The organism is Pantoea dispersa (assembly GCF_014155765.1).
Classification (GTDB): Bacteria; Pseudomonadota; Gammaproteobacteria; order Enterobacterales; family Enterobacteriaceae; genus Pantoea; species Pantoea dispersa.
On record NZ_SCKT01000001.1, the window covers coordinates 392,321 to 418,000 of the forward strand.

The 25,680-nt window shown below is 58.6% G+C and carries 22 protein-coding genes; 14 read left to right on the forward strand and 8 right to left on the reverse strand.

Annotated features, from left to right (window positions below):
* The gene (locus tag H7K56_RS01875) at positions 1–435 is read right to left on the reverse strand and encodes a ribonuclease domain-containing protein (RefSeq protein ID WP_104092898.1); all 435 of its coding nucleotides are present in this window, start codon (positions 433–435) and stop codon (positions 1–3) included.
* Between the two features lie 87 nt (positions 436–522).
* Positions 523–873, reverse strand: a complete 351-nt coding sequence (locus H7K56_RS01880) for a helix-turn-helix domain-containing protein (RefSeq protein WP_021506154.1) — start codon at positions 871–873, stop codon at positions 523–525.
* A 292-nt stretch (positions 874–1,165) separates the two neighbouring features.
* Between H7K56_RS01880 and H7K56_RS01885 the strand changes: the two genes are divergently transcribed.
* Positions 1,166–2,320, forward strand: coding sequence for an efflux RND transporter periplasmic adaptor subunit (locus H7K56_RS01885; RefSeq protein WP_031279145.1), 1,155 nt, complete (start codon positions 1,166–1,168; stop codon positions 2,318–2,320).
* A gap of 18 nt (positions 2,321–2,338) precedes the next feature.
* Positions 2,339–5,494, forward strand: coding sequence for a multidrug efflux RND transporter permease subunit OqxB (gene oqxB / locus H7K56_RS01890; RefSeq protein WP_058758475.1), 3,156 nt, complete (start codon positions 2,339–2,341; stop codon positions 5,492–5,494).
* A 192-nt stretch (positions 5,495–5,686) separates the two neighbouring features.
* On the opposite strand, the gene H7K56_RS01895 is transcribed toward oqxB, so the two are convergent.
* Positions 5,687–6,172, reverse strand: a complete 486-nt coding sequence (locus tag H7K56_RS01895) for an RrF2 family transcriptional regulator (RefSeq protein ID WP_031279147.1) — start codon at positions 6,170–6,172, stop codon at positions 5,687–5,689.
* Between the two features lie 521 nt (positions 6,173–6,693).
* Here H7K56_RS01895 and H7K56_RS01900 point away from each other — a divergent pair.
* The gene (locus H7K56_RS01900) at positions 6,694–6,906 is read left to right on the forward strand and encodes a hypothetical protein (RefSeq protein WP_088515833.1); all 213 of its coding nucleotides are present in this window, start codon (positions 6,694–6,696) and stop codon (positions 6,904–6,906) included.
* 45 nt (positions 6,907–6,951) lie between these two features.
* On the opposite strand, the gene H7K56_RS01905 is transcribed toward H7K56_RS01900, so the two are convergent.
* Entirely contained in the window at positions 6,952–8,139 is a 1,188-nt protein-coding gene (locus H7K56_RS01905) for an MFS transporter (protein WP_150361391.1), read from the reverse strand.
* 210 nt (positions 8,140–8,349) lie between these two features.
* Here H7K56_RS01905 and tus point away from each other — a divergent pair, with 210 nt between their 5' ends.
* Complete coding sequence (gene tus, locus H7K56_RS01910; protein WP_150361390.1) at positions 8,350–9,276, forward strand: DNA replication terminus site-binding protein; 927 nt, start codon at positions 8,350–8,352, stop codon at positions 9,274–9,276.
* Between the two features lie 49 nt (positions 9,277–9,325).
* Here tus and fumC read toward each other — a convergent pair whose 3' ends face one another.
* Positions 9,326–10,723, reverse strand: a complete 1,398-nt coding sequence (gene fumC / locus H7K56_RS01915) for a class II fumarate hydratase (RefSeq protein ID WP_150361388.1) — start codon at positions 10,721–10,723, stop codon at positions 9,326–9,328.
* A gap of 197 nt (positions 10,724–10,920) precedes the next feature.
* Between fumC and manA the strand changes: the two genes are divergently transcribed.
* The 7 genes from manA to H7K56_RS01950 all read left to right on the forward strand — a co-directional run bounded on the left by manA (position 10,921) and on the right by H7K56_RS01950 (position 17,798).
* Positions 10,921–12,096 (forward strand): mannose-6-phosphate isomerase, encoded by a 1,176-nt coding sequence (manA, locus tag H7K56_RS01920; protein WP_150361387.1) that lies wholly within the window; start codon positions 10,921–10,923, stop codon positions 12,094–12,096.
* 129 nt (positions 12,097–12,225) lie between these two features.
* Positions 12,226–13,725 carry a YdgA family protein gene (locus H7K56_RS01925; protein WP_150361385.1) on the forward strand — a complete coding sequence of 500 codons (1,500 nt, stop codon included), beginning with the start codon at positions 12,226–12,228 and terminating at the stop codon, positions 13,723–13,725.
* Between the two features lie 133 nt (positions 13,726–13,858).
* Positions 13,859–14,422, forward strand: coding sequence for a fasciclin domain-containing protein (locus tag H7K56_RS01930; protein WP_150361395.1), 564 nt, complete (start codon positions 13,859–13,861; stop codon positions 14,420–14,422).
* A 43-nt stretch (positions 14,423–14,465) separates the two neighbouring features.
* A complete protein-coding gene (locus H7K56_RS01935; RefSeq protein ID WP_150361384.1) occupies positions 14,466–15,020 on the forward strand; it encodes a sigma-70 family RNA polymerase sigma factor in 555 nt (184 codons plus the stop codon).
* Entirely contained in the window at positions 15,017–15,664 is a 648-nt protein-coding gene (locus tag H7K56_RS01940; protein WP_150361382.1) for an anti-sigma factor, read from the forward strand. Before H7K56_RS01935 ends, H7K56_RS01940 begins: the two co-directional genes overlap by 4 nt.
* 392 nt (positions 15,665–16,056) lie before the next feature.
* Positions 16,057–17,499 (forward strand): methyl-accepting chemotaxis protein, encoded by a 1,443-nt coding sequence (locus H7K56_RS01945; RefSeq protein ID WP_249042750.1) that lies wholly within the window; start codon positions 16,057–16,059, stop codon positions 17,497–17,499.
* Between the two features lie 62 nt (positions 17,500–17,561).
* Complete coding sequence (locus tag H7K56_RS01950; protein ID WP_150361381.1) at positions 17,562–17,798, forward strand: transcriptional regulator; 237 nt, start codon at positions 17,562–17,564, stop codon at positions 17,796–17,798.
* 80 nt (positions 17,799–17,878) lie between these two features.
* Here H7K56_RS01950 and H7K56_RS01955 read toward each other — a convergent pair whose 3' ends face one another.
* Together H7K56_RS01955 and malI are read right to left on the reverse strand one after the other, a co-directional pair.
* Positions 17,879–19,069, reverse strand: coding sequence for a glycosyltransferase (locus H7K56_RS01955; protein WP_150361380.1), 1,191 nt, complete (start codon positions 19,067–19,069; stop codon positions 17,879–17,881).
* A gap of 402 nt (positions 19,070–19,471) precedes the next feature.
* Positions 19,472–20,497, reverse strand: coding sequence for a Mal regulon transcriptional regulator MalI (gene malI / locus H7K56_RS01960; protein WP_031279152.1), 1,026 nt, complete (start codon positions 20,495–20,497; stop codon positions 19,472–19,474).
* Positions 20,498–20,674: 177 nt separating this feature from the next.
* Here malI and malX point away from each other — a divergent pair, with 177 nt between their 5' ends.
* The 3 genes from malX (at position 20,675) to add (ending at position 24,556) form a co-directional block, all read left to right on the forward strand.
* Entirely contained in the window at positions 20,675–22,261 is a 1,587-nt protein-coding gene (gene malX / locus H7K56_RS01965; RefSeq protein WP_031279154.1) for a maltose/glucose-specific PTS transporter subunit IIBC, read from the forward strand.
* Between the two features lie 2 nt (positions 22,262–22,263).
* On the forward strand, positions 22,264–23,439 hold the full coding sequence (locus H7K56_RS01970; RefSeq protein ID WP_150361378.1) for a MalY/PatB family protein: 1,176 nt from the start codon (positions 22,264–22,266) through the stop codon (positions 23,437–23,439).
* A gap of 118 nt (positions 23,440–23,557) precedes the next feature.
* On the forward strand, positions 23,558–24,556 hold the full coding sequence (add, locus tag H7K56_RS01975) for an adenosine deaminase (protein WP_150361376.1): 999 nt from the start codon (positions 23,558–23,560) through the stop codon (positions 24,554–24,556).
* A gap of 62 nt (positions 24,557–24,618) precedes the next feature.
* On the opposite strand, the gene H7K56_RS01980 is transcribed toward add, so the two are convergent.
* The gene (locus tag H7K56_RS01980) at positions 24,619–25,659 is read right to left on the reverse strand and encodes an oxidoreductase (RefSeq protein ID WP_021506175.1); all 1,041 of its coding nucleotides are present in this window, start codon (positions 25,657–25,659) and stop codon (positions 24,619–24,621) included.
* Between the last annotated feature and the right edge of the window lie 21 nt (positions 25,660–25,680).

Here is a 25,680-nt window from a genome sequence, read left to right on the forward strand (position 1 = left end):
TCAGGGTACCGGCGTGAAGCTGCGATAGTGATCGGTGGTGAGAAAGATCAGCCCATCAGAAGAGTAAAGCAGACGATCGGCATCGCGGTGGCCGCAGTTATAATTGACGTCCGCCTCATACCACTGGCGCCCCGCCTGCATCGGCAGCCGCCGTTCGCGGTTACTGAAGCGATCGCCGCCAATCGCCCGCCCTGGCAACACCTCACACAGGTTGCCCTGCGCCGGGTTCCAGCCCTGACGACGTGCCGCGCTTTTGGTGAGATAAAAATCAGGCAAACGGTGATGCTGCTGCAGCCAGCGCGCCACGCGATGGGCATCGGTCAGTTGTGCAATATCCGTCTGTTTTTCTGGCGCAGTACCGCTCAGATGGGGCTTCAGCCCGATCCAGCAAACCACCAGCGCAAACAGTAATCCAATCCAGAGTTTTTTCGACATAGTGACATCCTGAAAAGCAGGACGCCGATAATAGCAGGTTTCAGGCGGGGAAAAACGCGGGCCAGCATGGCTGGCCCTGGCGGAGGTTTACTGCTGCATCGCGCTCGGGGTGTGCGCGGCGTGACGACGCCATGCGCCCGGTGCCACGCCATACTGGCGCTTGAAGCTGCGGTTAAACGACTGCTGTGAATCGAAGCCCAGCGAAATGGCCACGTTGAGGATCGGTTCGTTGGTGGTGGTCAGGCGGTCGGCCGATTTTTTCAGCTTCTTGGCCCGGATGTACTCACCCAGCGGATAGCCGGTGTGCTCTTTGAACATGCGCTGCAGGTGCCACTTCGAATAGCCGGCGCGCCCCGCTACGGTGTCCAGATCCAGACGTGCTTCAATGTTGTTATCAATCCAGTCGATCAGATCGTGAATAAAAGCGTCGCTCATCATCCCATTCTCTCCCGTCGCCATGGCGAACAGTATCAGTATCAGTTGCAATTACACTTTAAGGGTGACTGACTATCGCACTTAATGCAAGTTTTATTATTGCATTAAATGCCGCACTCGCCGTAGGGGCTTTCGCTACCTGTTACGAATTGATCAAAACCGCACATAAAGTGTATCAGATATTCTTGCAGATGCAGTTCGCCCAAGCCTACACTCCTGTGGTTTTAATGCAATCTTAAAAGTTGCAGATTTTTCGTACGTCTCCTTTCTTTTTCACCAACGCGGAATAACAACAATGCATCTGCAAACATATGGGGTTCGTCGGGCCGTAAGCCTGTCAGGAGTGATGTTGCTGGGAAGCCTGCTGGCCGGTTGTGATCGCGGTGTGGCGCAAAATGCGCCGCCGCCTCCGCCCGAAGTGAGTGTCGCGCAGGTGGTGCAACAAAAAGTCAGCCAGTGGGATAGCTTCAATGGCCGCATTGAAGCGGTGCAAAGCGTGCAGCTGCGTCCGCGCGTTTCGGGCTACATCGATCAGGTTAACTATCGCGAAGGCGATGAGGTGAAGAAAGGTCAGGTGCTGTTTACCATTGATGACCGCACCTACCGCGCCACGCTGGAGCAGGCGCAGGCCGAACTGGCCAGCGCGCGTAGCCAGGCGGCGCTGGCCCGCAGCGAGTCGGCCCGTACCGACAAGCTGATCGGCACCCAGGTGGTGTCGCGCGAAGAGTGGGAACAGCGGCGTTCGACCGCCAGTCAGGCGCAGGCCAGCGTGCTGGCCGCCCAGGCGGCAGTCGATATGGCGCAGCTGAACCTCGACTTTACCCGCGTCACCGCGCCGATTGATGGTCGCGCCAGCCGGGCGATGATCACCACCGGTAACCTGGTGACTGCCGGCGACAGCGCCAGCGTTCTCACCACGCTGGTTTCGCAGGACCGCATGTACGTCTACTTTGACGTCGACGAAGCGATTTATCTGCAGTACCAGGCGATGGCGCGTCAGGGCCAGAACCGCGGTTCGCTGCCGGTAGAGATTGCGCTGACCGGCGAACAGGGTTATCCGCACCGCGGCACCGTCGATTTTCTCGATAACCAGCTGACCGCCAGCACCGGCACCATTCGCATGCGCGCCACGCTCGACAATCAGCAGCGTCAGTTTACCCCAGGCCTGTTTGCCCGCGTGCGGCTGCCGGGCAGCGCAGAATTCAACGCGCTGCTGGTCGACGACCGCGCGGTACTAACCGACCAGGATCGTAAATACGTTTACGTGGTTGATGCGCAGGGCAAAGCCGAACGCCGCGATGTTCAGCTGGGCGATCTGGCTAACGGCCTGCGTATTGTGCAGCAGGGTCTGAAGCCAGGTGACAAGGTCATTGTCAACGGTCTGCAGAAAGTGTTCATGCCCGGTATGCCGGTAAAAGCGCAGCCGGTGGCCATGCGCTCCGCTCAATAATAATCGAGACTGCCCGTTATGGATTTCTCCCGCTTTTTTATCGACCGACCGATTTTCGCCGCGGTGCTGTCGATTTTGATATTTACCACCGGACTGATCGCCATTCCGCTGTTGCCGATCAGTGAATACCCCAACGTGGTGCCACCCAGCGTGCAGGTGCGCGCAGAATATCCCGGTGCCAACCCCAAAGTGATTGCTGATTCGGTGGCAACGCCGCTGGAAGAAGCGATCAACGGGGTGGAAAACATGATGTACATGAAGTCGGTGGCCGGCTCAGATGGCGTGCTGGTTACCACCGTGACCTTCCGCCCGGGGACCGATCCCGATCAGGCGCAGGTCCAGGTGCAAAACCGCGTGGCACAGGCTGAAGCGCGTCTGCCGGAAGAGGTGCGTCAGCTCGGCCTGACCACCCAGAAGCAGTCACCTACCCTGACGCTGGTGGTGCATCTGTTCTCGCCCCACGGCAAGTACGATTCGCTCTATCTGCGTAACTACGCCACGCTGAAGGTGAAAGATGAGCTGGCGCGCCTGCCAGGCGTCGGCCAGATTCAGATCTTCGGTGCCGGTGACTACGCGATGCGCGTCTGGCTCGACCCGAACAAAGTGGCGGCGCGCGGCATGACCGCCGGCGACGTGGTCAGCGCCATGCAGGAGCAGAACGTGCAGGTTTCTGCCGGCCAGCTGGGCGCAGAGCCGACGAAGAAAGAGAGCGATTTCCTGCTGTCGATCAACACCCAGGGGCGGCTGGAAGATGAGGCGCAGTTTGGCAACATCATCCTGAAAACCGCCGACGACGGCACGCTGGTGCGCCTGCGTGACGTAGCGCGCATCGAGATGGGCTCCGGCAGCTATGCCCTGCGTTCGCAGCTGAACAACAAGGATGCGGTCGGTATCGGTATCTTCCAGTCGCCGGGCGCAAACGCCATCGACCTGTCAAATGCGGTACGCGCCAAAATGGCTGAGCTGGCAACGCGCTTCCCGGATGACGTGCAGTGGGCCGCGCCTTATGACCCGACGGTGTTCGTGCGTGACTCGATCCGCGCCGTGGTCCAGACGCTGTTCGAAGCCATCGTGCTGGTGGTGCTGGTGGTGATTCTGTTCCTGCAGACGTGGCGCGCCTCGATTATCCCGCTGCTGGCCGTGCCGGTGTCGGTGGTCGGTACCTTCAGCGTGCTCTACCTGCTGGGCTTTTCGCTCAATACCCTGAGCCTGTTCGGGCTGGTGCTGGCGATTGGGATCGTGGTCGATGACGCCATCGTGGTGGTGGAGAACGTCGAGCGTAACATTGAACAGGGCTTAACACCAGTGGCGGCGGCTCACCAGGCGATGCGCGAGGTCTCCGGGCCGATTATCGCCATCGCGCTGGTGCTGTGTGCGGTATTTGTGCCGATGGCCTTCCTCTCCGGCGTAACCGGTCAGTTCTATAAGCAGTTTGCCGTGACCATTGCCATTTCGACGGTGATTTCGGCGATTAACTCGCTGACGCTCTCTCCGGCGCTGGCGGCGAAACTGCTGAAGGCGCACGGTGCGCCGAAGGACCTGCCGACGCGCCTGATCGATCGCCTGCTGGGCTGGGTGTTCCGGCCGTTTAACCGCTTCTTCCAGCGCAGCTCAGACGGCTATGAATCGATGGTCGGCAAAACCCTGCGCCGGCGCGGTGCGGTGTTTGGCGTGTACGTGCTGCTGCTGGCCGGTGCCGGCTTCATGTTCCATACCGTGCCAGGCGGCTTTATTCCGACGCAGGATAAGCTGTACCTGATTGGTGGCGTGAAGATGCCGGAAGGCTCATCGCTGGCGCGTACCGATGAAGTGATTCGTAAGATGAGCGAAATCGGCATGAACACCGAAGGCGTGGCCTACTCCGTCGCCTTCCCCGGCCTGAATGCGCTGCAGTTCACCAATACGCCCAATACCGGCACGGTGTTCTTCGGTCTGAAGCCGTTCAGCGAGCGCAGCCGCACTGCGGCGGAAATCAATGCTGAGATCAACGCGAAAATTTCCAAAATCCAGCAGGGCTTCGGTTTCTCCATCATGCCACCGCCGATCCTCGGTCTGGGCCAGGGATCGGGCTATTCGCTGTATGTGCAGGACCGTGCGGGCCTGGGCTATGGCGCACTGCAAACCGCGATTAATACCCTGTCCGGTGCGGTGATGCAGACGCCTGGCATGATGTTCCCGATCTCCTCCTATCAGGCCAACGTGCCGCAGCTGGATGTGCAGGTCGATCGCGACAAAGCCAAAGCACAGGGCGTATCGCTGACCGATCTGTTCACGACGCTGCAGGTGTATCTGGGTTCGTCTTACGTCAACGACTTCAACAAGTTTGGTCGTACATGGCGTGTGATGGCGCAGGCTGACGGGGATTTCCGCGACAGCGTGCAGGATATCGCGAACCTGCGCACCCGTAACGATCGCGGTGAGATGGTGCCGATTGGCAGCATGGTGAACATCACCACCACCTACGGTCCGGACCCGGTGATTCGCTATAACGGCTATCCGGCGGCTGACCTGATTGGCGATGCCGATCCGCGCGTGCTCTCTTCTGCGCAGGCGATGGAAAAACTCGAGGCGATGTCCAGCCAGGTGCTGCCGAACGGCATGAATATCGAATGGACCGACCTGAGCTATCAGCAGGCAACCCAGGGCAACACCGCGTTTATCGTGTTCCCGGTGGCGGTGCTGCTGGCGTTCCTGGTACTGGCGGCGCTGTATGAGAGCTGGACGCTGCCGCTGGCGGTGATCCTGATCGTACCGGTGACGATGCTCTCCGCACTGGTCGGCGTGTGGCTGACCGGCGGCGATAACAACGTGTTTGTCCAGGTCGGTCTGGTGGTGCTGATGGGGCTGGCATGCAAGAACGCCATCCTGATCGTCGAGTTCGCCCGCGAACTGGAGATGCAGGGCAAAGGGATTGTGGAGTCAGCGCTGGAAGCCTGTCGCCTGCGTCTGCGCCCTATCGTTATGACCTCCATCGCCTTTATTGCCGGCACCGTGCCGCTGATTCTGGGCGAAGGTGCGGGCGCCGAAGTGCGTGGCGTCACCGGCATCACCGTGTTCTCGGGCATGCTGGGGGTTACGCTGTTTGGCCTGTTCCTGACGCCGGTATTTTACGTGACGCTGCGTAAGCTGGTGACGCGCAAGCAGCAGCCGGCGGTGGAAACGCAGACGGTGTAAACGCTAAGGAGTAAAACCCATCCGGGCCATCGTGCCCGGATTTTTTTTGCCTGGCGCGGCATGATGATGTTACACAGCAACAGCGCGCCTCTGCACCAGAGCACAGCAGCGGGATTTCACAGGATTTACAGGGGTAGATTGCGCGTACAGAAGCGGAATGGAAAGGTGCGCATCAGCGATGCGCACGGGAGGTTAGCGGTCTTTTTTGCAGAGTTCGGCGATTTCGAGGTCAGGCAGCGGTTCGCAGTTGCTGGTATCGTGCTTTTTCAGCTCGTTAAGGGCATCGGCGACGGTGCGGGTTTCCAGCACTTTAAGCGACGCCTCTTCCGCTTGCTCCGCGATCGATTTGAAGTACCAGCACAGGTTGGCGCTGACCAGGCAGCGCGGTGCGACATCGGGGCGCGACGCCCACAGTTTTTTGTCTTCAATCACTGAGGTGTAGATATCGCGCAGCGTGATCTCAGCGGCCGGACGACCCAGATGGATCGAGCCGGTACGGCCAAGCGTCGAGACAATGATGCCATCGCGCGTTAACGGAACCATGAGTTTCCGAATGAAACTGGGGTTCGCTTCAAGACCGTACGCCAGAATGGCACTGGTCGAGCGTTTACCCAGTTGCTCCGCCATCGCTACGCTCAAAACCATCTGCAAAGCTGTCGGGAAGCGGTAATCTAGCATTTCTGTTTCCTGAGTTGCGGCCTATCTTCTTGTTTTCATACCGCGGCAGTGAATAATCAATGAGCAATAAATATAACAAACACTGTTGCTTTTTAGAATACCGAAAATGCTTTCCGCCCGTGACTAACCTGCGCTATTACCCGCCTTGATATCGAATTAAAGCATTGAATTTAAATAAAAAGAATCCAATAAGGCATGCCGCTGGCCGCTTTAGCACTCTGAGCCTTGCGCAACAATATGCGCGATGTGTCACTTTTTTGCCCCCACCGCTGTAGCTGCGGGCTGGCAAAGGATGTTGTGACAAAGGGAAGATAATTTCTGCACGCGTGGTGCGCCGTGTGCGCAACCTACTCTCAGACAAACCATTGTTTCTGAGTAAGAAACAAAAACACGCCGGCCAAGGGGGCTGCGTCAGGGTCGATAAACCGTCTTCTGAAAGGAATAATATTGATCCGGGTCATGATTCCCTTGCTATTTTTTGCACAAAATGCGCGCCGTTACTATTTTCGAGGCGCGAAATAATGTCTGTATTATCCCCGGTCGTTGGCGCATTATTGCTGACCGTTCTCCCGCTGACGGTGGGCATCATCACGGCGGCAACCAGCTGCCTGAACGCGCCAACCTTATGGCAATGCGTGCGGATGGCACCGCTGCCTTTCGTTGTCTCGGCTGGCTGCACTCTGCTATTAAGCGCGTTGTGTTGCCTGCTGCAATATCTGACGGATCGCCACTAAAGCGCAGCTGCGGCCATCTCTGCCCGTTAGCCGTCAGTGGCGATTTCAACCTGCGGATTCCGGAGCGCCTGCCGGCAATTTCCGCTTCAGCACCACCACCAAAAGCACGTTAATAAGCGCCAGCGCACATAACAGCCACAGCGTAGCCTGCGCGCCGGAATGCTGGAAAATATAGCCGCCAATCAGCGGTGTGAGGGCCTGACCAATCAGCGCCGGTCGCGCCATGCGGCCAACCACAATGGCGTACTCTTCCGGTTTTACCATCGCCAGCGGCAGGGTTCCGCGCACGATAGCCCGCAAGCCATTTCCTGCACCGTACAGCACCATACTCACCAGCGCCCACGCGGGATAACAGGCCAGCAGCAGTAATCCCAGCGCCACCAGCCCGACTGAGAAGAAAGTGGTCCAGATGGGATGGCCGCGCTTAAACGCCATATCGACAATGCGCGACGCCACCTGGCACGGCCCCAGCAGCGTACTGATCGCCAGCGCGGCGCTCAGCGAATGCCCGCTCGCCTGTAGCAGGTTAATCAGCTGCACCGATATCGCCGTCATGATCACCGACGCGAGGGTAAAGATGCTGCACAGCAGCCAGAACAGCGTGGGGGCCAGCGAATTCTGTGCGGTATGCTGTTGCGTGGCTTTTGGTCTGGATGGCGTGCGCGGCGCTGGCAGCGCATACAGGTAAGCCGGCAGCACCGCCAGGCACAGCAGCGCGGCAATGGCCAGACAGGCACCGCGCCACTCCAGCCAGTGGATCAGCAGCGCGATGCCGGGCCACACCAGCGAGGTACAGAATCCTGAGATCAGCGTAATACCGGTAATCGCGCCACGCGCCTGGCCGCCATATAAGGTTCCCAGTGTGGCGAACAGCGCGTCATACAGGCCCATCGCCATGCCGGCGCCGATAATCAGCCAGGCGAACAGAAACAGCGGCAAACTGTGGCTCAGCGCCATGATCACCAGCCCGAGCGCCATCACCGCCCCGCTCGCCGCCAGCAGCCGGCGACCCTGTGCGCGGGCAATCAGCCGGCCGCACAGCGGTGCCAGCAGGCCGGAGACCAGAATGCCGAGCGAAAGTGCGCCATACACCCACTGCTGCGACCAGCCGGTTTCCGCGATGATCGGGTTAGCCATCACGGCCATCAGATAAAACGATCCGCCCCATGACAGGATCTGCACGGCGCCGAGCGTGACGATAGCGGGCGCGCCCGGTTTTGGCTGATACTCCACAGCTAATATCCGTTAACAGGTAAATCACGGTTATAACATGTTCATCCGACAGGAAAAATGCCCGCGCGCCCTGTTGAGCCGAATTCCACGCCGGGGTTTCAGCGATCGGATGGATAAACTTTATTGTAGTATGTTGTAACTAGTATGCTTGCTTGCTCGCCGCGTCATTCAGTGCCACCCTTTGGTATGTTGTAACTATGGAGAACCGCGATGGCTCGCTATGATTTAGTGGCTGATTTACACGAATGCGTGAATACGCTGGAGCGCGAACTCACTGCACTGCGGGCGGCGGTTGAACAGCAGCCGCTGTTGCTGGCGCGCGTGTTCAGCCTGCCGGAGATCGAGAAAGGCAAAGAGCATGATGAAATCAACCGCATCGCGGTGACCCAGCATCTCGGTAAACGCGCGCGCGAAATGGCCCTCGCCCACTATTGTCGCCTGTTTATGCAGCATCAGTCAGAAAAACTCAGCACCAAAGCGGCGGTGCGTCTGCCTGGCGCCCTCTGCATTGAGGCGGATGAGGCGGCCAGCCAGCGACTGGAGCAGCAGGTCACGACCATCAACACCCTTAAACAGCGGCTGGAGCAATTGATCACCGTCGACTCCGGCCTGCCGAGCGAGGCGCGTTTTGAGTTTGTGCACCAGCATCTGCGTGGCCTGATCACGCTCAATGCCTACCGCAGCGTCACGCTACTGCAGGCGCCGGATACGCTGCGTTTTGGCTGGGCGAATAAAAACATCATCAAGAAGGTGACGCGCGAGGCCATCGTCGAGCAGCTGGAGCGCAGCCTGAAGGCGAACCGCGCGCAGGCGCCGTGGACGCGCGAACAGTGGGCAGAGAAAGTGCAGCAGGAGCTGGAGCGGGTGCGGTCATTGCCGGACGGCGCGCAGCTGAAGATCAAGCGGCCAGTCAAAGTGCAACCTATCGCGCGGCTGTGGCGCGCCAGCGAGAAAAAACAGCTGCAGCTGGCCTGCCCTTCGCCGCTGCTGGTGTTGTGCCGCGATCGTACGCAGGTGCCGACGCTGGGTGAACTGCTGGATTACGATGCTGAAAACATCACGCACCGTTACAAGCCGCTGGCGCAGCCGCTGCATCTGATCATCCCGCGGCTGCATTTATGGAGTGACCGTCTGTAAGGCAAAAAAAACAGCGCGACAGGTCGCGCTGTAGTGTCCGGCAGTAAAGCTATTGCTTCATGCTGCCAACCATCTCTTCCGGCCGCACCCATTCGTCAAACTGCGCTTCGGTCAGGTAGCCGAGCTGCAACGCCGAGGCTTTCAGCGTCAGCCCCTGTTTGTGCGCCTGCTTGGCAATTTCCGCCGCTTTGTCATAGCCGATATGGGTATTCAGCGCGGTAACCAGCATCAGCGACTCGTTGAGCAGCTGATCGATGCGCTCGCGGTTGGGCTCAATGCCCACCGCGCAATGGTGATTGAAGCTGTCCATGCCGTCGGCCAGCAGCCGTACCGACTGCAGGAAGTTGTGGATCACCATTGGCCGGTAGACGTTGAGTTCGAAGTTACCGGACGCACCGCCCATGTTCACCGCCACGTCATTGCCCATCACCTGGCAGCACAGCATGGTCAGCGCTTCACACTGGGTAGGATTGACTTTGCCTGGCATGATCGAGCTGCCGGGCTCATTTTCCGGGATGCTGATTTCACCGATGCCGCAACGCGGACCGGACGACAGCCAGCGCACGTCGTTAGCGATTTTCATCAGCGAGGCGGCCAGGCCTTTCAGCGCGCCGTGCGCATGCACCAGCGCGTCGCAGGTCGCCAGCGCTTCAAACTTGTTGGGCGCGGTGACAAAAGGTTGCTGCGTCAGGTCGGCCAGCGCTTTCGCCACGCGCACCGCATATTCCGGATGGGTATTCAGGCCGGTACCGACCGCCGTGCCGCCCAGCGCCAGCTCGGCGACGTGCGAAATACTGTGTTCGATGTGCTTCAGATTGTGCTCCAGCATGGCAACCCAGCCGGAAATCTCCTGGCCGAGCGTCAGCGGTGTGGCGTCCTGCAGGTGGGTACGACCAATTTTAACGATGTCTTTAAACGCGGCGGACTTCTCGCTCAGGGTGTTTTTCAGCACCTCAATTTGCGGGATCAGCTGTTCGCGCAGCGCAATCACCGCAGCAACGTGCATCGCCGTCGGGAACACATCGTTGGAGCTCTGGCTCTTGTTAACATCATCATTCGGATGCACTTTGCGTGACATGCCGCGCTCGCCGCCCAGCAGTTCGCTGGCGCGGTTCGCCAGCACTTCATTCATGTTCATGTTGGTCTGGGTGCCGGAGCCGGTCTGCCAGATGGCCAGCGGGAACTCGTCGCTGTGCTGGTCGGCCAGCACCTCGTCAGCGGCGTCGATAATCGCCCCGGCCCGTTCAGCCGGCAGCAGCCCCAGATCGCGGTTAACCTGGGCGGCGGCGCGCTTGGTCAGCGCCAGCGCGTGCACCAGCGCCACGGGCATCTTCTCGGTGGAGATACGGAAGTGCTCCAGCGAACGCTGCGTTTGTGCGCCCCACAACTTATCTGCCGGAACTTCGATCGGACCCATTGAATCTTTTTCAATGCGGTTGGCTGCCATGACTACGTCTCCTTAGCTCAGATTTTGAGGTTTCCGCCTAAGTCGTCTTCCCGCGACGCCTTAGAGCGAGCAAGATTGTCACATACAAGAAATTAACATTATGCGAGCCCATCGCGTTTATTGCACTTGTTCGTGTATTTTCTATGGCACTTTCTGCTTTAATACGCTTATTTACTTACCGTTATTAAGGGTAAACGATGCAAAAATTGAACAATTCGCTGCAAAATTATGCATGGGGCAGCAAAACCGCGCTGACCGAACTCTACGGCATCGAAAACCCGCAGGGATTGCCGATGGCGGAATTATGGATGGGCGCGCACCCGAAAAGCCCCTCTACCGTTGAAGTGAATGGCATCACCCGTTCGCTGCGTGACGTGATCAATGACGATCAGGTCGCGACGCTGGGGGCTGCGGTAGCGCAGCGTTTCGGTGAGCTGCCGTTTCTGTTTAAAGTGCTGTGCGCCGATCAGCCGTTATCGATTCAGGTGCATCCCAGTAAAACTGCCGCAGAAGCCGGTTTCGCGCGTGAAAACGCGGCGGGCATTCCGCTCAGCGCCGCCGAGCGCAACTATAAAGATGCTAACCACAAGCCCGAACTGGTTTATGCCCTGACGCCGTTCCAGGCGATGAACGGCTTTCGCGAACTGTTGGAGATTGTCTCGCTGCTGGAGCCGGTCGCGGGCGCGCATCCGCAGATCGCCCATTTCCTTGAAAACGCCAGCGAAGCCGCGCTGGCTAAACTGTTCGCTACCCTGCTGTCGCTGAAAGACGAGAGCAAAACCCGCGCGCTCGGCGTGCTGAAATCCGCGCTGAACGCGCGCGAAGGCGAACCGTGGCAGACCATCAAAACGATCGCCAGCGACTATCCGGACGATAATGGCCTGTTCTCACCGCTGCTGCTGAATGTCATCACCCTGCAACCGGGTGAGGCGATGTTCCTGTTCGCCGAAACGCCGCATGCCTATCTGAAAGGCGTGGCGCTGGAAGTGATGGCCAATTCGGATAACGTGCTGCGCGCCGGCCTGACGCCGAAATTCATTGATATTCCGGAACTGCTGGCCAACCTGAAGTTCGAGGCCAAACCGGCGGCGACGCTGCTCACGCAGCCGCAGACGCAGGGCGACAGCCTGAACTTCCCGATTCCGGTAGAGGATTTTGCCTTCGCCATCCATACGCTCTCGGCCACGCCGCAAACGCTGGCACAGCACAGTGCCGCCCTGCTGTTCTGCATTGAAGGCCAGGCGGTGATTGAAAAGGCCGGACAGCAGCTGGTACTGCAACCGGGCGAATCCTGCTTTGTCGCAGCCAGCGAGTCGCCGGTGAGCGCGGCGGGGACCGGTCGTCTGGCGCGGGTGTACAACGCGCTGACGTGAGGCGGCTGACGCCTGCAGCATTAACTGCTATTATTTCAAACTATTAATTAAAAAACGCCTGCGGGCGTTTTTCTTCACCCGTCGCGCGGCCCAACGGTATGCGCACGCAAGGATAAGGACGACTCAGCGATGAAAAAGACCAAGGTTGCCGTAGGTGTGATTGTGGCGCTCGGCGTAATCTGGACTGGCGCAGCGTGGTTTACCGGTAAACAGCTGGAAAGCCACATGGATGAGATGCTGCAAAATGCCAACAGCCAGATCAACGCGTACGCGCCGAATAGCCGTCTGACGCTCAGCTATCAGGATTACCAGCGTGGCGTATTCAGCAGCAAAACCAAACTGGTAATTCAGGCCAGTTCGCAGACCGAAGACAATCCGCTGCTGAAGCCGGGTCAAAGCATCGTGCTCAACGAAACCATCGACCACGGTCCTTTCCCGTTTGCTCAGCTGAAACGCGGCAACCTGATCCCCAGCATGGCCTCGGTGCACACCGAACTGGAAAACACCGATGCGGTGAAGAAACTGTTTGAACTGACCCAGGGCAAATCGCTGGTTAATGCCGATACCCGCGTTGGTTACAGCGGCGCGACCGATACCGCGCTGCACCTGCTGCCGGTGGATTACAGCAATGCGCAGACCGGTGATCGCCTCGCCACCAACGGCGGCACGCTCAACGTCAGCGCGGACAGCAAAGGCGACAAAATCAGTCTGCAGGGCGACTTCTCCAGCATCGCCGTCACCAGCAAAAACCAGTTGCAGCAGCCGGTGCTGTTTACCCTTAACGGTCTGAAGCTGGGCGGTGACACCCACCTGAGTCCGGAAGGCGTGCGCGTCGGCGACCAGACCATCACGCTGGATAAGCTCGACGCCAGCATCAACGGTCAGGAAGGCCTGACGCTGGAGAAGCTGGACGGGAAGTCCTCGTTCGACAACAAAGACGGCAAGATTGGCGGCCAGATTGATTATCAGGTTGATAGCATCAGCCTGCAAAAACAGCCGTTCGGCAAAGCCAAACTGGCGATGAAATTTGCGCAGTTTGATGCTCAGGCGGTGAAAACCTTCTCTGACCAGTACAATGCGCAGATGCAGGATCTGCTGAACCAGCCTGGCGTGGTGGACGATCCTATCCGCTACCAGGCCAGCGTGCAGACCATCCTGAGAAATAACCTGCCGACCCTGCTGAAAGGTTCGCCGACCGTGAGCGTCGCGCCGCTGAGCTGGAAAAATGACAAGGGCGAGAGCACGTTTAACCTTAACGTCGGTTTCAACGATCCGGCGATCGTCACCGGTGAACCGCAGAGTCTGGGTGCCGCCGTGGATCGCGTGCTGAAAACGCTCGACGGCAAGCTGAGCATCAATATGCCGATGGCGACCGAAGTGATGCGTCACGTCGGGCTGGCGGAAGGTTATCAGGGTGATGATGCGCAGAAGCTGGCCGATCAGCAGGTGAAAGGTCTGGCGGCGATGGGCCAGATGTTCCGTCTGACGCAGCAGCAGGACGATAACATCACTACCAGCCTGCAATACGCTAACGGTCAGGTCACCATGAATGGCGACAAAATGACGCTGGAGCAGTTCCTGTCGCGCTACATGTTAGGCGCGCCAACCAGCGAAGGCATGCCAGAGTAATCCCCGCGGCAGCCCGCTCCGGGCTGCCGTTTTCCCCCGGCAAAAAAATTTCACCCTTTTCTGCATCCGTTCAGCCGCACCGTACGTATATCCCTTTGTGAGCACTCTTCTGCTCCTTCAATGAGGATATATGATGAAAAAGTTAATCAGTTATGCCGTCCTGTCTGCCGCCCTGCTTGGCGCGAACGCTTCGATGGCGGCCATGCACGCCGATTCGGTGATGGTGGGCGGCGCGGCAATGTATCCACAAAAAAACATTATTGAAAATGCCCTGAACTCGAAGGATCACACTACGCTGGTCGCTGCCGTTAAAGCCGCGGGTCTGGTCGATACCTTACAGGGCAAAGGCCCGTTTACGGTGTTTGCGCCGACTAACGCCGCCTTTGCCAAAATGCCTGCCGGCACCGTTGATGCACTTCTCAAACCGGAAAACAAAGCCAAACTCACCAGCGTGCTGACCTACCATGTGGTCGCCGGTAAATATGATATGAAAGCGCTGGAGCAAAAAATTAAACAGGGTGGCGGTAAAGCCGAATTGAAAACGGTGAATGGTCAGCCGCTGTGGATTATGAGCAACGGGCCACACAATATTCAGCTGAAAGATGGTCAGGGTAATGTGGCGAATATCAGCACTTATGATGTTAACCAGAAAAATGGCGTGATTGATGTTATTGATACTGTTTTGATGCCTGAATAACTGTCTATACTCGGTAAGGTTAAATAAACCCGCCAGGAGTATTATGGACGCGTCTCAGGCTGAGCAACAAATAGCCTTAATCAGGGCGGTCGCCAGTGGCGATCGCCCTGCGTTTGAACAACTGTACCGGCTGACTTCACCGCACCTGTTTGCGGTAGCGCTGCGCATGTTACGCCAGCGGGCGTGGGCGGAAGAGATTCTGCATGAATGCTACATCACGGTCTGGCACAACGCCGCGTCATTTAATAGCGCGCTCAGTTCTCCCCTGACCTGGATGACGCACATTGTACGCAACCGCTGTATTGACTGGCTGCGCAGCGGCTATGCCAGACAATTCCATGCCGATGAAGCCTGGCTCGACGATTTAAGCAGCACGCCGGGTGACGTCAGTCTGGATGAGCAGCACGATCGCGAGGTTGCCCGCCTGCATCACTGTCTGCAGCATTTGAGCAGTGAACAGCGCCAGTCGATCGCGCTGGCCTATTATCAGGGCTTATCACATAGCGACATTGCCGGGTGGCTGCAGCAGCCGGTCGGCTCGGTTAAAAGCTGGATTCGACGTGGCCTGGACCATCTGCGGGAGTGTGTTGGACGATGAGTGAAAAAGTGCAGCGGGATGACGCCCTGGCGGCGGAGTACGCCCTCGGCACGCTGCGCGGCAGCGCGCGATTGCGCTTTCAGCGCAGACTGCAGGCCGAGCCGGTGCTGGCGGCGCAGGTCGCCCGCTGGCAGACGCTGCTGGCGGGTCTCGACCAGGTTCAGCCGCCCGTCACGCCGCCGGAAACGCTGTGGAAAAAAATTGCCCTTTCCCTGCCGCCCGACAAGCGCGTCGCGCCCGCACGCCGGACGCTGCCGTGGCTGGCTGCCGCCTGCGTCGCGCTGGGCTTCGCGCTGTCGGCTTACTGGCTGCGCGAGCCGGTTATGACGCCGCTGGCCGTGCTGACCGATGCACAACACAGTCAGCAATGGGTGGTGAGCGCCAGCCGCCGGCAGGACGTGATCAGTCTGGCGCCGCTGCAGGTCAGCGCGGTCAGGGCGGATCAGAGTCTGGAACTGTGGCTGATTCCGCCTGGCCGGGCGCCCGTTTCACTCGGTCTGGTCACCGGAAGTGCGCCGCAGCAGTATCCGATTGAGAAACAGCAGTCGCTGGTTAAGGCGACGCTGGCGATCAGTCTCGAGCCGCACGGCGGTTCGCCAACCGGACGTCCAACGGGTCCGGTGCTTTACAGCGTGAATTTATAATCGGTGATGGTCACGGGTGAAATTAGCGCTAACGCGGCAGCGTTTATTATTTGATGACGCCCAGCGTGTTGCAGGCGGAGTGCCATTAATCATTGCAACGTGACTTAAGCTAAATTAACGGGCAATGAACGCTCAATTTCAGCAAACGGTAAAAACAATGAATGTTTATTTATCCGCCGGCGAGCCTGGCTGCCGCGGTCCGGCGAAATAACCCTTTTATAAATTAGTCTGGCGTGTCTTCGGGAAAGAAATATTTTATCGACGATTCATTTTCTTTTTCAGAATTCCCTGCCATGCTTAAAACGCTAAACCATAGTACGCGATATTATCGCGAACAATAAATAATAACGCTCGACACCATTGTGTCTTAAACGACACCGGGGAAACTCACCATGCAATTTCTTAAAAACTTCACCATTCGCCGGGTTGTGCAGTGCATCCTGGTCGCGGCGCTGCTGATTGTGGCGCTGGCCGGGATCTATGGCAGCACGGTGCTGCGCGACATGCATCAGCGCGAACTGCATAACGCCACCCTGACCAGCCAGCTGCTGTTTCTCAATCGCGCCAGTTTAGTGATGGCATCGGGAACCACGGCGGCAAAAGCGGCCGTAGCGGCCGATGCGCCGGTCGATAGCGACTGGGCGTCGCTGCGTACCGCCCTCACCGCATCGCCGGCTGACTTTGCGGTGCCTGCGGCTGAGCGCCTGCAGTTGCTGCAGCGCGACATCGCAGCGAATAACCATGCCGACCAGTCCGATCGCCAGCGTCTGCAAATGGCCTTTGGCATTGCTGCACTGCTGATGCTCGCGCTGCTGTTGTTCTGTGACCGTTTTCTGGTCACGCATCTGGTACGGCCGCTGGGGGCGCTGCGGGAACATTTCCGCGGCATCGCCGCTGGCGATCTTACGCGGGAACCGCAGGATTTTGGCCGCAACTGTGTGGGTCAGCTGATTCCGCTGGTCAGGCTGATGCAGCAGAGCCTGCTGACCACGGTGCGCGCCGTGCATGACAACACCGACGTGCTGCGCAAAGAGTCTGCGGATATCGCCAGCGGCAATGCCGATCTGTCCGATCGCACCACCCGCCAGGCGGCCGCGCTCGAGCAGACCTCGGCCAGCATGGAGCAGCTCAGCGCCACCGTAGAGAAAAATGCCCACAGCGCCGGCGAAGCGCGCGAGCTGGCTGAGGATGCGGCGCGCACCACGCGTGACGGCGAAGCGCTGGTCAAAAGCGTGTCAGCGATGATGGCCGATATCGCCGCCGAAGCCGATAAAATCCGTCAGTTCACCGCCACGGTTAACAGCATCGCGTTTCAGACCAATATTCTGGCACTGAACGCGGCTGTTGAAGCCGCCCGCGCCGGCGAGCAGGGACGCGGCTTTGCCGTGGTGGCAGCTGAAGTGCGCACGCTGGCACAACGCAGCGCCAGCGCCGCGAAGGAGATCGAAGGGCTGATTAATGGCACCGTGACGCGCGTAGGCGAGGGCGCGCAGACCGCGCAGCGCGCCGGCGCCATCATGGACAGCGCCACGCAAAGCGTTTCTGCCGTCACCTCGCTGATTGGCCAGATTGCGCTGGCGTCAGACGAACAGAGTAAAGGCATTGCCCAGGTTACGCTGGCCGTGACCGATCTGGATCGCGTCACCCAGCAGAATGCCGCCCTGGTGAAAGAGATTGCCGCCTCGGCCGGCAGCCTGAATGGCCGTACCGGAACGCTGGCTGCGGTGATCAGTCATTTTAACTTTTCTGACAGCCCACCGCCCGGGGCTCAATCCGGGTTAACAGCATCCGGCACCGGCACCGCTGCTGTTGCGGCCAGCCTTGCCAGCCTCTGACCGACGCTGCGTGCAGCACATAACAACACCGCCAGGGAAAGGCCACAATAAGAGAAAAATTTATGAGTCATCAATTATTGCAGCACCTTGTACCGGTTCAAACCGATGTCCGCGACTTGCGTATTGCCGCAGGCATGACACAACTGCTTGCCGCGGAGCGCTTCGACCTCAGCCTGCGGGTCTGGCAGATGAAGGAGTCCGCAGCAAAACCGTCGCCGCTCAGTCAGGGAGAATATGAGTTTTTGCTGCTGCTGGCAGGAAAACATCCCTATTTTAGTCTGACGGCCAGAGCCCGCTAATGCCGTGCGCGCTGGCCGTTGCGTCAGCGCCACCGGCGATAACCGGGGATCCGCTTCCTCCACCCGGCGTGATTAATGCGTCAAATCTCTTTAGCGCTGACGCCCGGGGCACGATTCACCTGTGCTGTCTGCTGATAAAAGGCGTCGAGACGGGCGCGAAAGCGCGCCGGATCGTGCTGGTCTTTAATTCTTTGCAGCGCCCGCGCCGAGCGGGTGCTGATCGCCTCGCGCTGCGCCATCATCTGCGTGATGATCTGTTTGAGCTGCGCAATAATTCTGTCTCTGATCGCCAGTTTCTCCTGCGCTGAACCGATAGCGATTTCAAACATAGCATTCAGCGGACAATCAATAAGCCAGCCGGCCGAAGCCGGGTTTATTTCCGGTAGTGCGCGCACATTGGTGGTAATGACCGGACAGCCGCACGCCTGCATTTCCAGCACTGAAAAGCCGTAGGTATCCTGCCAGGTCGGTAATAATCCGACATCGGTCTGTTCTAGCATTTTCATCAGCCGATCATTTTGCAGAAATGTTTCATGCCTGAAGATTGCCTGCTGATTAATCAGGTCTTCAATCCGCTGATGAAATTGCGCGTCATCCTGCTGCGCGCCGTGCGCGATATTATAGCGATGCTTCAGGTTGCCCGTTAAATTCACCTGCACGCTGTCGGGGTGAATGATGCCTTCTGCCAGCAACTCGCTAAAGGCCAGCACCACTTCCGCCCCACCTTTACGATAAAACTCATTGCCGACAAAGCTGAACGTCAGCTTCGCCTGATTCACCGGCCTGACCCGATCACAGATAATTGCCTGCGGCGGATGCAGCGTATGCAGTTTGGGCAAAATGGCTGCAGCCTGCTGCGGAAACGCCTGTAACAGCTTGATTTGAATCTTTTTCGTCGCGTCGGAAATAGCCAGCAGCACCGTACACTGCGGTGCCGCGATCAGTTTGAGTTGTTTCTGCAATTGTGGATTATGCAGTTTGGCCACGCCCGGCACCGGCAGCACGCGCGGAATTTCGGTTTCAAATGTCGCCATCCAGCGTTTTTTTGTGCAGGCCACTTCATTAAAAAGATGGATGATTTGCGCATCGTCCGGCACCGAGAACGGTAGCGGCGCGAAAATAAACAACTTATTGGCTTTGCGGATTTTCTGCCTGACGGCGTTACGATAAAACCAGATATTTTTATATTTCAGATTGAGATAATGGTGTGAATCGTTGACGATGATATTTCTCTTTTCCGGATAACCTTTCCCGTTTACGATTATTTTCATACGTGCCCCGGCACAGGAAAAATAAGCATAGCTGGCAGTATATTCCTCGCCTGTCACAAATCCAGTGAGCAAGTAAACCCGCGCTAAACAATAAGAAAATACACATTTTGTGACAGGTAATAACATCAGCCAGCCTGAATAAAATTCAGGTGCGGCCGGTAAAGAATATTAATCAATACAAAATTCGCGTAATTTATAAAAATGGCTAACGCGTTGATTTTTATTTAACGCTGACCATATTATGACAATTTCGTGTCAGGATTTGATGCCGAAGTTTAATCTTTATTTTCTGCTGGCCCGCAATGCATAAGCAGAACGATGATCACAGGACGGCTGACAATCGGTAAGCAGCGGTAACAGAAACGTGGCGAGTAATGATCTGACGCCGGGCGGGCGACAGGCTTAGCGGCCCTGCACCAGCTGCGGCGGCACGATTAACGTCTGCACATCGGCCTGTGGCTGCGCCAGGCGCTGTAATATGCGTTCTGCCGCGCGCCGCCCGACGATGCGCGCTTCACTGCTGACAAACGTCAATGCCGGATCGTTCAGCTCAGGCTGCGGATCGTCGTTGAACCCGACCAGCGCCAGCTGCTGGGTGTAGTAACTGTCCACGGCATCTTCCCCGAGGGTGCGGCCGCTGCGCAGCGCGCCGAAATAGCAGCCGAGCGTGGTGCTGGCATTGTGCGCCAGGATAGCGGTAATACGCGGATGCTGATGCAGCAGCGCCTGCGTCAGCGCAGAGACACTCTGCTGGCGATCGTCACATTCGATAATCCAGTCCGGACGAAACGGCAAACCGTACTGCAGCAGCGTGGCGCAATAGCCGCCGATACGTTCGGCGCGCGTCAGTGAGGAACCCAGACCGCCCACCCAGGCAATGCGCTGATGCCCCTGTTTGATCAGATACTCGGTGGCCATCCGCGCCGCCTGGCTGTTATCCGGACGCAGCGAATCGACTTTTTCCAGACTGCTGGCGCGCGCGGCGCAGATCAGCGCAATATTTTGCTCCTGCGCCTGTAACCGCAGCGATTCCGCCTGCGCCACCGCGCCGCCCAGCACAATGCCATCGGCACCCTGCGCCGCCAGCGAATCAAAACAGCGCTGCAGATGCTGGCCGTGCTGGCCACTCTGCGTCAGCACCAGCACTTTGCCCTGCTGCTCCAGCACCTCGCTCAGTCCCGCCGTCATTGCCGCATAAAAGGGCTGGCTGAGATCGCGCACGATCAGGCCAATCACCCCGCTTTCACCACCGCGCAGCATGGAGGCTGAGCGGTTACGCACATAGCCGAGTTGCTCAATCGCCTGATTCACCCGCGCGGCGGTGGCGGGTGAAATACGCCCTTTGCCGGACAGCACCAGCGATACCGTGCTGACCGATACGCCAGCAGCCTGCGCGACATCATGGATGGTGATTTTTTGCTGGGACATAGTGTGACGCTATTCGTTGCCGGAAAGTTCAAAGAGGTAAAACGTTACACTGATTCACATAAAAATAAAGCCTGATGCTCGTCACGCTTTGTGATTATCACCACAAAAAGCCGTGATAAAACGTTTTATCATCCCCCACCACTTTACCCGCTTGTTACTTTTTAGCCAGGAGAGACTATGCCTCACAGCCAACCCAAAATGTCGCTCTGGGAATTTTTCCAGAGCCTGGGGAAAACCTTCATGCTACCCGTGGCGCTACTGTCGTTTTGCGGCATCATGTTAGGGATCGGCAGTTCACTCAGCAGCCATGATGTACTGACGTTGATCCCGCTGCTCGACCAGCCGTTCCTGCAATACCTGTTTATCTGGATGGCGAAAATCGGCTCCTTTGCCTTTAGCTATTTGCCGGTGATGTTTGCCATCGCCATCCCGCTGGGCATGGCGCGGGAAAACAAAGGCGTGGCGGCATTTGCCGGCTTCGTCGGCTTTGCGGTGCTCAATCTCAGCGTTAATTTCTGGCTGAACATCAACGGGATTCTGCCGACTACCGATGCGGCGGTGCTGAAAGCCAATAACGTGCAGAACATTCTCGGCATTCAGTCCATCGACACCGGTATTCTCGGCGCGGTGATTGTCGGCATTGTGGTGTTCTGGCTGCACGAGCGTTTTCACAATATTCGCCTGCCGGATGCGCTGGCATTCTTCGGCGGCACGCGCTTTGTGCCGATTATCACCACCGTGGTGATGGGTCTGCTGGGGCTGGTGGTACCGCTGATCTGGCCATTCTTTGCGCGCGCGATTACCGGTCTTGGCTGGATGATCAACAGCGCGGGCGAATTCGGCCCGATGATCTTCGGCACCGGTGAACGTCTGCTGCTGCCGTTTGGCCTGCAGCATATTCTGGTGGCGATTATTCGCTTCACCGATGCCGGTGGCACCATGGAGGTGTGTGGTCACAGCGTCAGCGGCGCGCTGACCATCTTCCAGGCGCAGCTGGCGTGTCCGGAAACTCACGGCTTCGCGGAAAGCGCCACCCGCTTCCTGTCGCAGGGTAAAATGCCGGCATTCCTTGGCGGCCTGCCGGGAGCGGCGCTGGCGATTTACCACTGCGCACGCCCGGAAAATCGTCACAAAATTAAAGGCCTGCTGATTTCAGGCGTGGTTGCCTGCGTGGTCGGCGGCACCACCGAACCGATCGAGTTCCTGTTCCTGTTTGTCGCACCGGTGCTGTATCTGATCCACGCGCTGCTGACCGGTCTCGGCTTCACCGTGATGGCGATGCTTGGCGTTACCATCGGTAATACCGACGGTAACGTGATCGACTTCTTCGTGTTTGGCGTGCTGCACGGCCTTTCTACCAAATGGTACTGGGTGCCGGTGATTGCCGCCGTGTGGTTTGTGGGTTACTACGCCATCTTCCGTTTCGCCATCACCCGCTTCAACATCAAAACACCAGGCCGCGAAGCAGAAACCAGCCGCGTTGAGCAGCAGGTCAGCCGCGCCGGCGTGGGCAAATCCGGCTACAACACGCCAGCGATTCTCGCGGCGCTGGGTGGCGTTGACAACATCACCTCGCTGGATAACTGCCTGACGCGCCTGCGCCTGTCGGTGGCCGACATGAGCAAGGTCGACGATGCCGCGCTGAAAGCCAACGGCGCCATCGGCGTGGTGCACCTGAACCAGACCAATCTGCAGGTAGTCATTGGCCCGCAGGTGCAGTCGGTTAAAGATGAAATGGCCCATCTGATGAGCGCGACGGTGTAAACATGCAGGCGTTTAATTTTGATCGGGTGGTGGATCGCCACGGCAGCTGGTGCACGCAGTGGGATTTTGTCGCCGACCGCTTCGGCGTGCCAGATCTGCTGCCTTTCACCATCTCGGACATGGATTTCGCCACCGCTCCCTGCATCATTGACGCGTTGCAGCAGCGGCTGAATCACGGCGTGCTGGGCTACAGCCGCTGGCAGCACGAGGATTTCCTCTCCGCCCTGCAGCACTGGATGCATAGCCGCTTTGCCAGCGAGATCGTGGCAGAGTCGCTGGTGTACGGCCCGTCGGTGATTTATATGGTGGCGCAGCTACTGCGCCACTGGACACAGCCGGAGGATGAAGTGCTGATTCACACGCCCGCCTATGATGCGTTTTACCAGACAATCATCGGGAATCAGCGCAGGGTGCTGGAACTGCCGTTGCAGCGCGCTGGCGACACATGGCGCTGTGATATGGCTCAGCTGGAAACCCTGCTGGCGCGGCCGCGCTGTAAGGTGATGTTACTGTGCAGCCCGCACAATCCCACCGGCAAAGTGTGGCAGCGCGCAGAGCTGCAGCAGATGGCGGCACTATGCGCACGGCATGGCGTGAGCGTGATCAGCGACGAAATCCATATGGATATGGTGCTGAGCGCGGCGCGCCACACGCCGTGGTGCGAGGTGGCACAAGGCCGCTGGGCGCTGTTTACCTCGGCCTCGAAGAGCTTCAATATTCCGGCGCTGACCGGCGCCTGGGGCATTATTCCGGACGCGGACGATCGCCGGGCGTGGTTTCACGCGCTGAAGCAGCAGGACGGGCTGTCGTCACCGGCGGTGATGGCGCTGGCTGCGACTATTGCCGCCTACCGTCACGGCGCACCCTGGCTCGACGCGCTGCGCGATTATCTGCGCGCCAATATGCAGCACATTGCGCAACGGCTCAACGCGGCGTTTGCCGGGCTCAACTGGCAACCGCCGCAGGCTACTTATCTGGCATGGATTGACACCGCGCCGCTGGCCATTGATGACGTCGCGCTGCAGCAGCGACTGATCCAGCAGCATAAGGTGGCGATTATGCCAGGCAGCACCTACGGCAGCGCCAGCCGCAGCTATCTGCGTCTCAACGCCGGCTGCCCGCGCAGCAAGCTGGATGACGGGCTGGACCGGCTGATTGCCGCACTGCAATCGTTCTGACCTGCAGCGGATGCTGATTAATTCAGCATCCGCTGCCCGCTTTGCGCAAATCACTGGCGCGGTTGCGCAAGATGTTTTTATAATGGTTTGCACTTTACGTTAATTCAGCGAGTGCGACATGATTGATGCGAAACTTCCCCTCACCGACCTTCACCGCCACCTCGATGGCAATATCCGCGCCCAGACCATCCTTGATTTAGGTCGCCAGTTCAATCTTGCGCTGCCCGCCGATACGCTGGATACGCTGCGTCCACACGTGCAGGTGACCGCCAACCAGCCGGACCTGGTGAGCTTCCTGCAGAAGCTTGACTGGGGCGTCAAAGTGCTGGGCGATCTCGACGCCTGCCGCCGCATAGCGCTGGAAAACGTCGCTGACGCCGCGCAGGCCGGTATCCATTACGCTGAGCTGCGCTTCTCCCCGGGCTACATGGCGATGAACCATCAGCTGCCGATTGCTGGCGTGGTGGAAGCGGTGATTGATGGCGTGCGCGCGGGCGTGCAGCAGTACGGCGTTGAGGTGAAGCTGATTGGCATCATGAGCCGCACCTTCGGCGAAGAAGCCTGCCTGCGCGAGCTGGAAGGTCTGCTGGCGCACCGCGACGGCATCACTGCCGTCGATCTGGCCGGTGACGAACTGGGCTTCCCGGGCAGCGAGTTTCTCAGCCACTTTAACCGCGCCCGCGACGCCGGATTCCGCATTACCGTGCATGCCGGTGAAGCCGCCGGACCGGAGAGCATCTGGCAGGCGATCCGCGAACTGGGCGCTGAGCGCATCGGTCACGGTGTCAAAGCGATTGAAGACCGCGCGCTGATGGATTTCCTCGCCGAACAGCGCATTGGCATTGAATCCTGCCTGACGTCGAACATTCAGACCAGTACCGTAGCCTCGCTGGCCAGCCATCCGCTGAAGGCGTTCCTGCAGCACGGTATTCTGGCAACCATCAACACTGACGATCCGGCGGTACAGTGCATTGAGCTGGCGCATGAATATGAGGTGGCTGCGCCACAGGCGGGCCTGAGCGCCGCTGAGATTCGCCAGGCGCAGGAGAACGGTATTGCCATCGCCTTTTTAACCGAGGCAGAGAAAGCCGCGCTGCGCCAGCGCGTGGCGGCATAAGCCATAAAAAAGGAGCGCAGATTGCGCTCCTTGTTGATCGGCTGGCGATAACGCCGTCCGGTTTACTTCAGTGACAGAGTCTGGCGTTTCTCCGCCGACTGCAGGCCAAGCTCAATCAGCTCCATCACCTGAATCGCCTCTTCCGCCGTAACCGGGTTGGCACCGTTACCGGCAATGGCGTCGCGGATTGCCGCATAATAGGCCGGATAGTTCCCCGGCAGCGTCAGCAACTCTTTCTCCACCATCACGTCGCCCTCGGCCAGCGTCAGCGTGCCGTTGCGCATGTCGTAGCCCCACTCTTCACGCGGCGGACGTTCACCCGCTTTCAGACGGTCCTCCTGCGGATCGAGCCCGTACTTAACGTAGCTGCCGCGCGTGCCGTGCACCACAAAACGCGCCGATTCCGCCGCCACCAGCATGCTGGCGTGCAGCACCACGCGCCGGGTGGGATAAGTCAGCACCGCGTGGAAGTAATCGGTGGTTTGCGCGCCGGGACGCAGTTCAGCCATGTCGACGTTGATCGCCACCGGCGGTCCAAACAGCTGCAACGCCTGGTCCAGCACGTGCGGTCCAAGATCGAACCAAATCCCGCTGCCCGGGCCTTTCATTTCGCGCCAGCGCTGACGCACTTCCGGACGGAAACGGTCAAAGTGCGACTCCAGATAGCGCACCTCGCCCAGCGTGCCGTCGTTCAGCAGCGTTTTCAGCGTCAGGAAATCGCTGTCCCAGCGGCGGTTATGGAACACAGACAGCAGCAGCCCTTTGGCTTTGGCCAGCTGATCGAGCTCACGTGCCTGTGACAGTGTCACGGTAAACGGTTTATCGACCACCACATGCTTGCCGGCATTGAGTGCCGCTTTGGCGAGCGGGAAATGGGTGTCGTTAGGGGTAGGAATTACAATCAGGTGCAGCGTCGGGTCATCCAGCAGTGCCTGAGGATCGGCCACCACCTGCACCGACGGCCAGTCAGCGTGCACTTTACTGGCATCGCTGCTGGAGATCGCCGCCAGCTCAACGTCTGGCGTACCGGCGATCAGCGGCGCATGGAAGGTTTTGCTGGCAAATCCGTAGCCGATCAGGCCGACACGTAGTTTATCGCTCATTCTCATTCCTCTTGTTCGTGA

Excerpts from the sequence above, each read along its gene's own strand:
- H7K56_RS01875 (WP_104092898.1), bottom strand. The coding sequence starts at position 435 with ATGTCGAAAAAACTCTGGATTGGATTACTGTTTGCGCTGGTGGTTTGC.
- H7K56_RS01880 (WP_021506154.1), bottom strand. The coding sequence starts at position 873 with ATGATGAGCGACGCTTTTATTCACGATCTGATCGACTGGATTGATAAC.
- H7K56_RS01885 (WP_031279145.1), top strand. The coding sequence starts at position 1,166 with ATGCATCTGCAAACATATGGGGTTCGTCGGGCCGTAAGCCTGTCAGGA.
- oqxB (WP_058758475.1), top strand. The coding sequence starts at position 2,339 with ATGGATTTCTCCCGCTTTTTTATCGACCGACCGATTTTCGCCGCGGTG.
- H7K56_RS01895 (WP_031279147.1), bottom strand. The coding sequence starts at position 6,172 with ATGCTAGATTACCGCTTCCCGACAGCTTTGCAGATGGTTTTGAGCGTA.
- H7K56_RS01900 (WP_088515833.1), top strand. The coding sequence starts at position 6,694 with ATGTCTGTATTATCCCCGGTCGTTGGCGCATTATTGCTGACCGTTCTC.
- tus (WP_150361390.1), top strand. The coding sequence starts at position 8,350 with ATGGCTCGCTATGATTTAGTGGCTGATTTACACGAATGCGTGAATACG.
- fumC (WP_150361388.1), bottom strand. The coding sequence starts at position 10,723 with ATGGCAGCCAACCGCATTGAAAAAGATTCAATGGGTCCGATCGAAGTT.
- manA (WP_150361387.1), top strand. The coding sequence starts at position 10,921 with ATGCAAAAATTGAACAATTCGCTGCAAAATTATGCATGGGGCAGCAAA.
- H7K56_RS01925 (WP_150361385.1), top strand. The coding sequence starts at position 12,226 with ATGAAAAAGACCAAGGTTGCCGTAGGTGTGATTGTGGCGCTCGGCGTA.
- H7K56_RS01930 (WP_150361395.1), top strand. The coding sequence starts at position 13,859 with ATGAAAAAGTTAATCAGTTATGCCGTCCTGTCTGCCGCCCTGCTTGGC.
- H7K56_RS01935 (WP_150361384.1), top strand. The coding sequence starts at position 14,466 with ATGGACGCGTCTCAGGCTGAGCAACAAATAGCCTTAATCAGGGCGGTC.
- H7K56_RS01940 (WP_150361382.1), top strand. The coding sequence starts at position 15,017 with ATGAGTGAAAAAGTGCAGCGGGATGACGCCCTGGCGGCGGAGTACGCC.
- H7K56_RS01945 (WP_249042750.1), top strand. The coding sequence starts at position 16,057 with ATGCAATTTCTTAAAAACTTCACCATTCGCCGGGTTGTGCAGTGCATC.
- H7K56_RS01950 (WP_150361381.1), top strand. The coding sequence starts at position 17,562 with ATGAGTCATCAATTATTGCAGCACCTTGTACCGGTTCAAACCGATGTC.
- H7K56_RS01955 (WP_150361380.1), bottom strand. The coding sequence starts at position 19,069 with ATGAAAATAATCGTAAACGGGAAAGGTTATCCGGAAAAGAGAAATATC.
- malI (WP_031279152.1), bottom strand. The coding sequence starts at position 20,497 with ATGTCCCAGCAAAAAATCACCATCCATGATGTCGCGCAGGCTGCTGGC.
- malX (WP_031279154.1), top strand. The coding sequence starts at position 20,675 with ATGCCTCACAGCCAACCCAAAATGTCGCTCTGGGAATTTTTCCAGAGC.
- H7K56_RS01970 (WP_150361378.1), top strand. The coding sequence starts at position 22,264 with ATGCAGGCGTTTAATTTTGATCGGGTGGTGGATCGCCACGGCAGCTGG.
- add (WP_150361376.1), top strand. The coding sequence starts at position 23,558 with ATGATTGATGCGAAACTTCCCCTCACCGACCTTCACCGCCACCTCGAT.
- H7K56_RS01980 (WP_021506175.1), bottom strand. The coding sequence starts at position 25,659 with ATGAGCGATAAACTACGTGTCGGCCTGATCGGCTACGGATTTGCCAGC.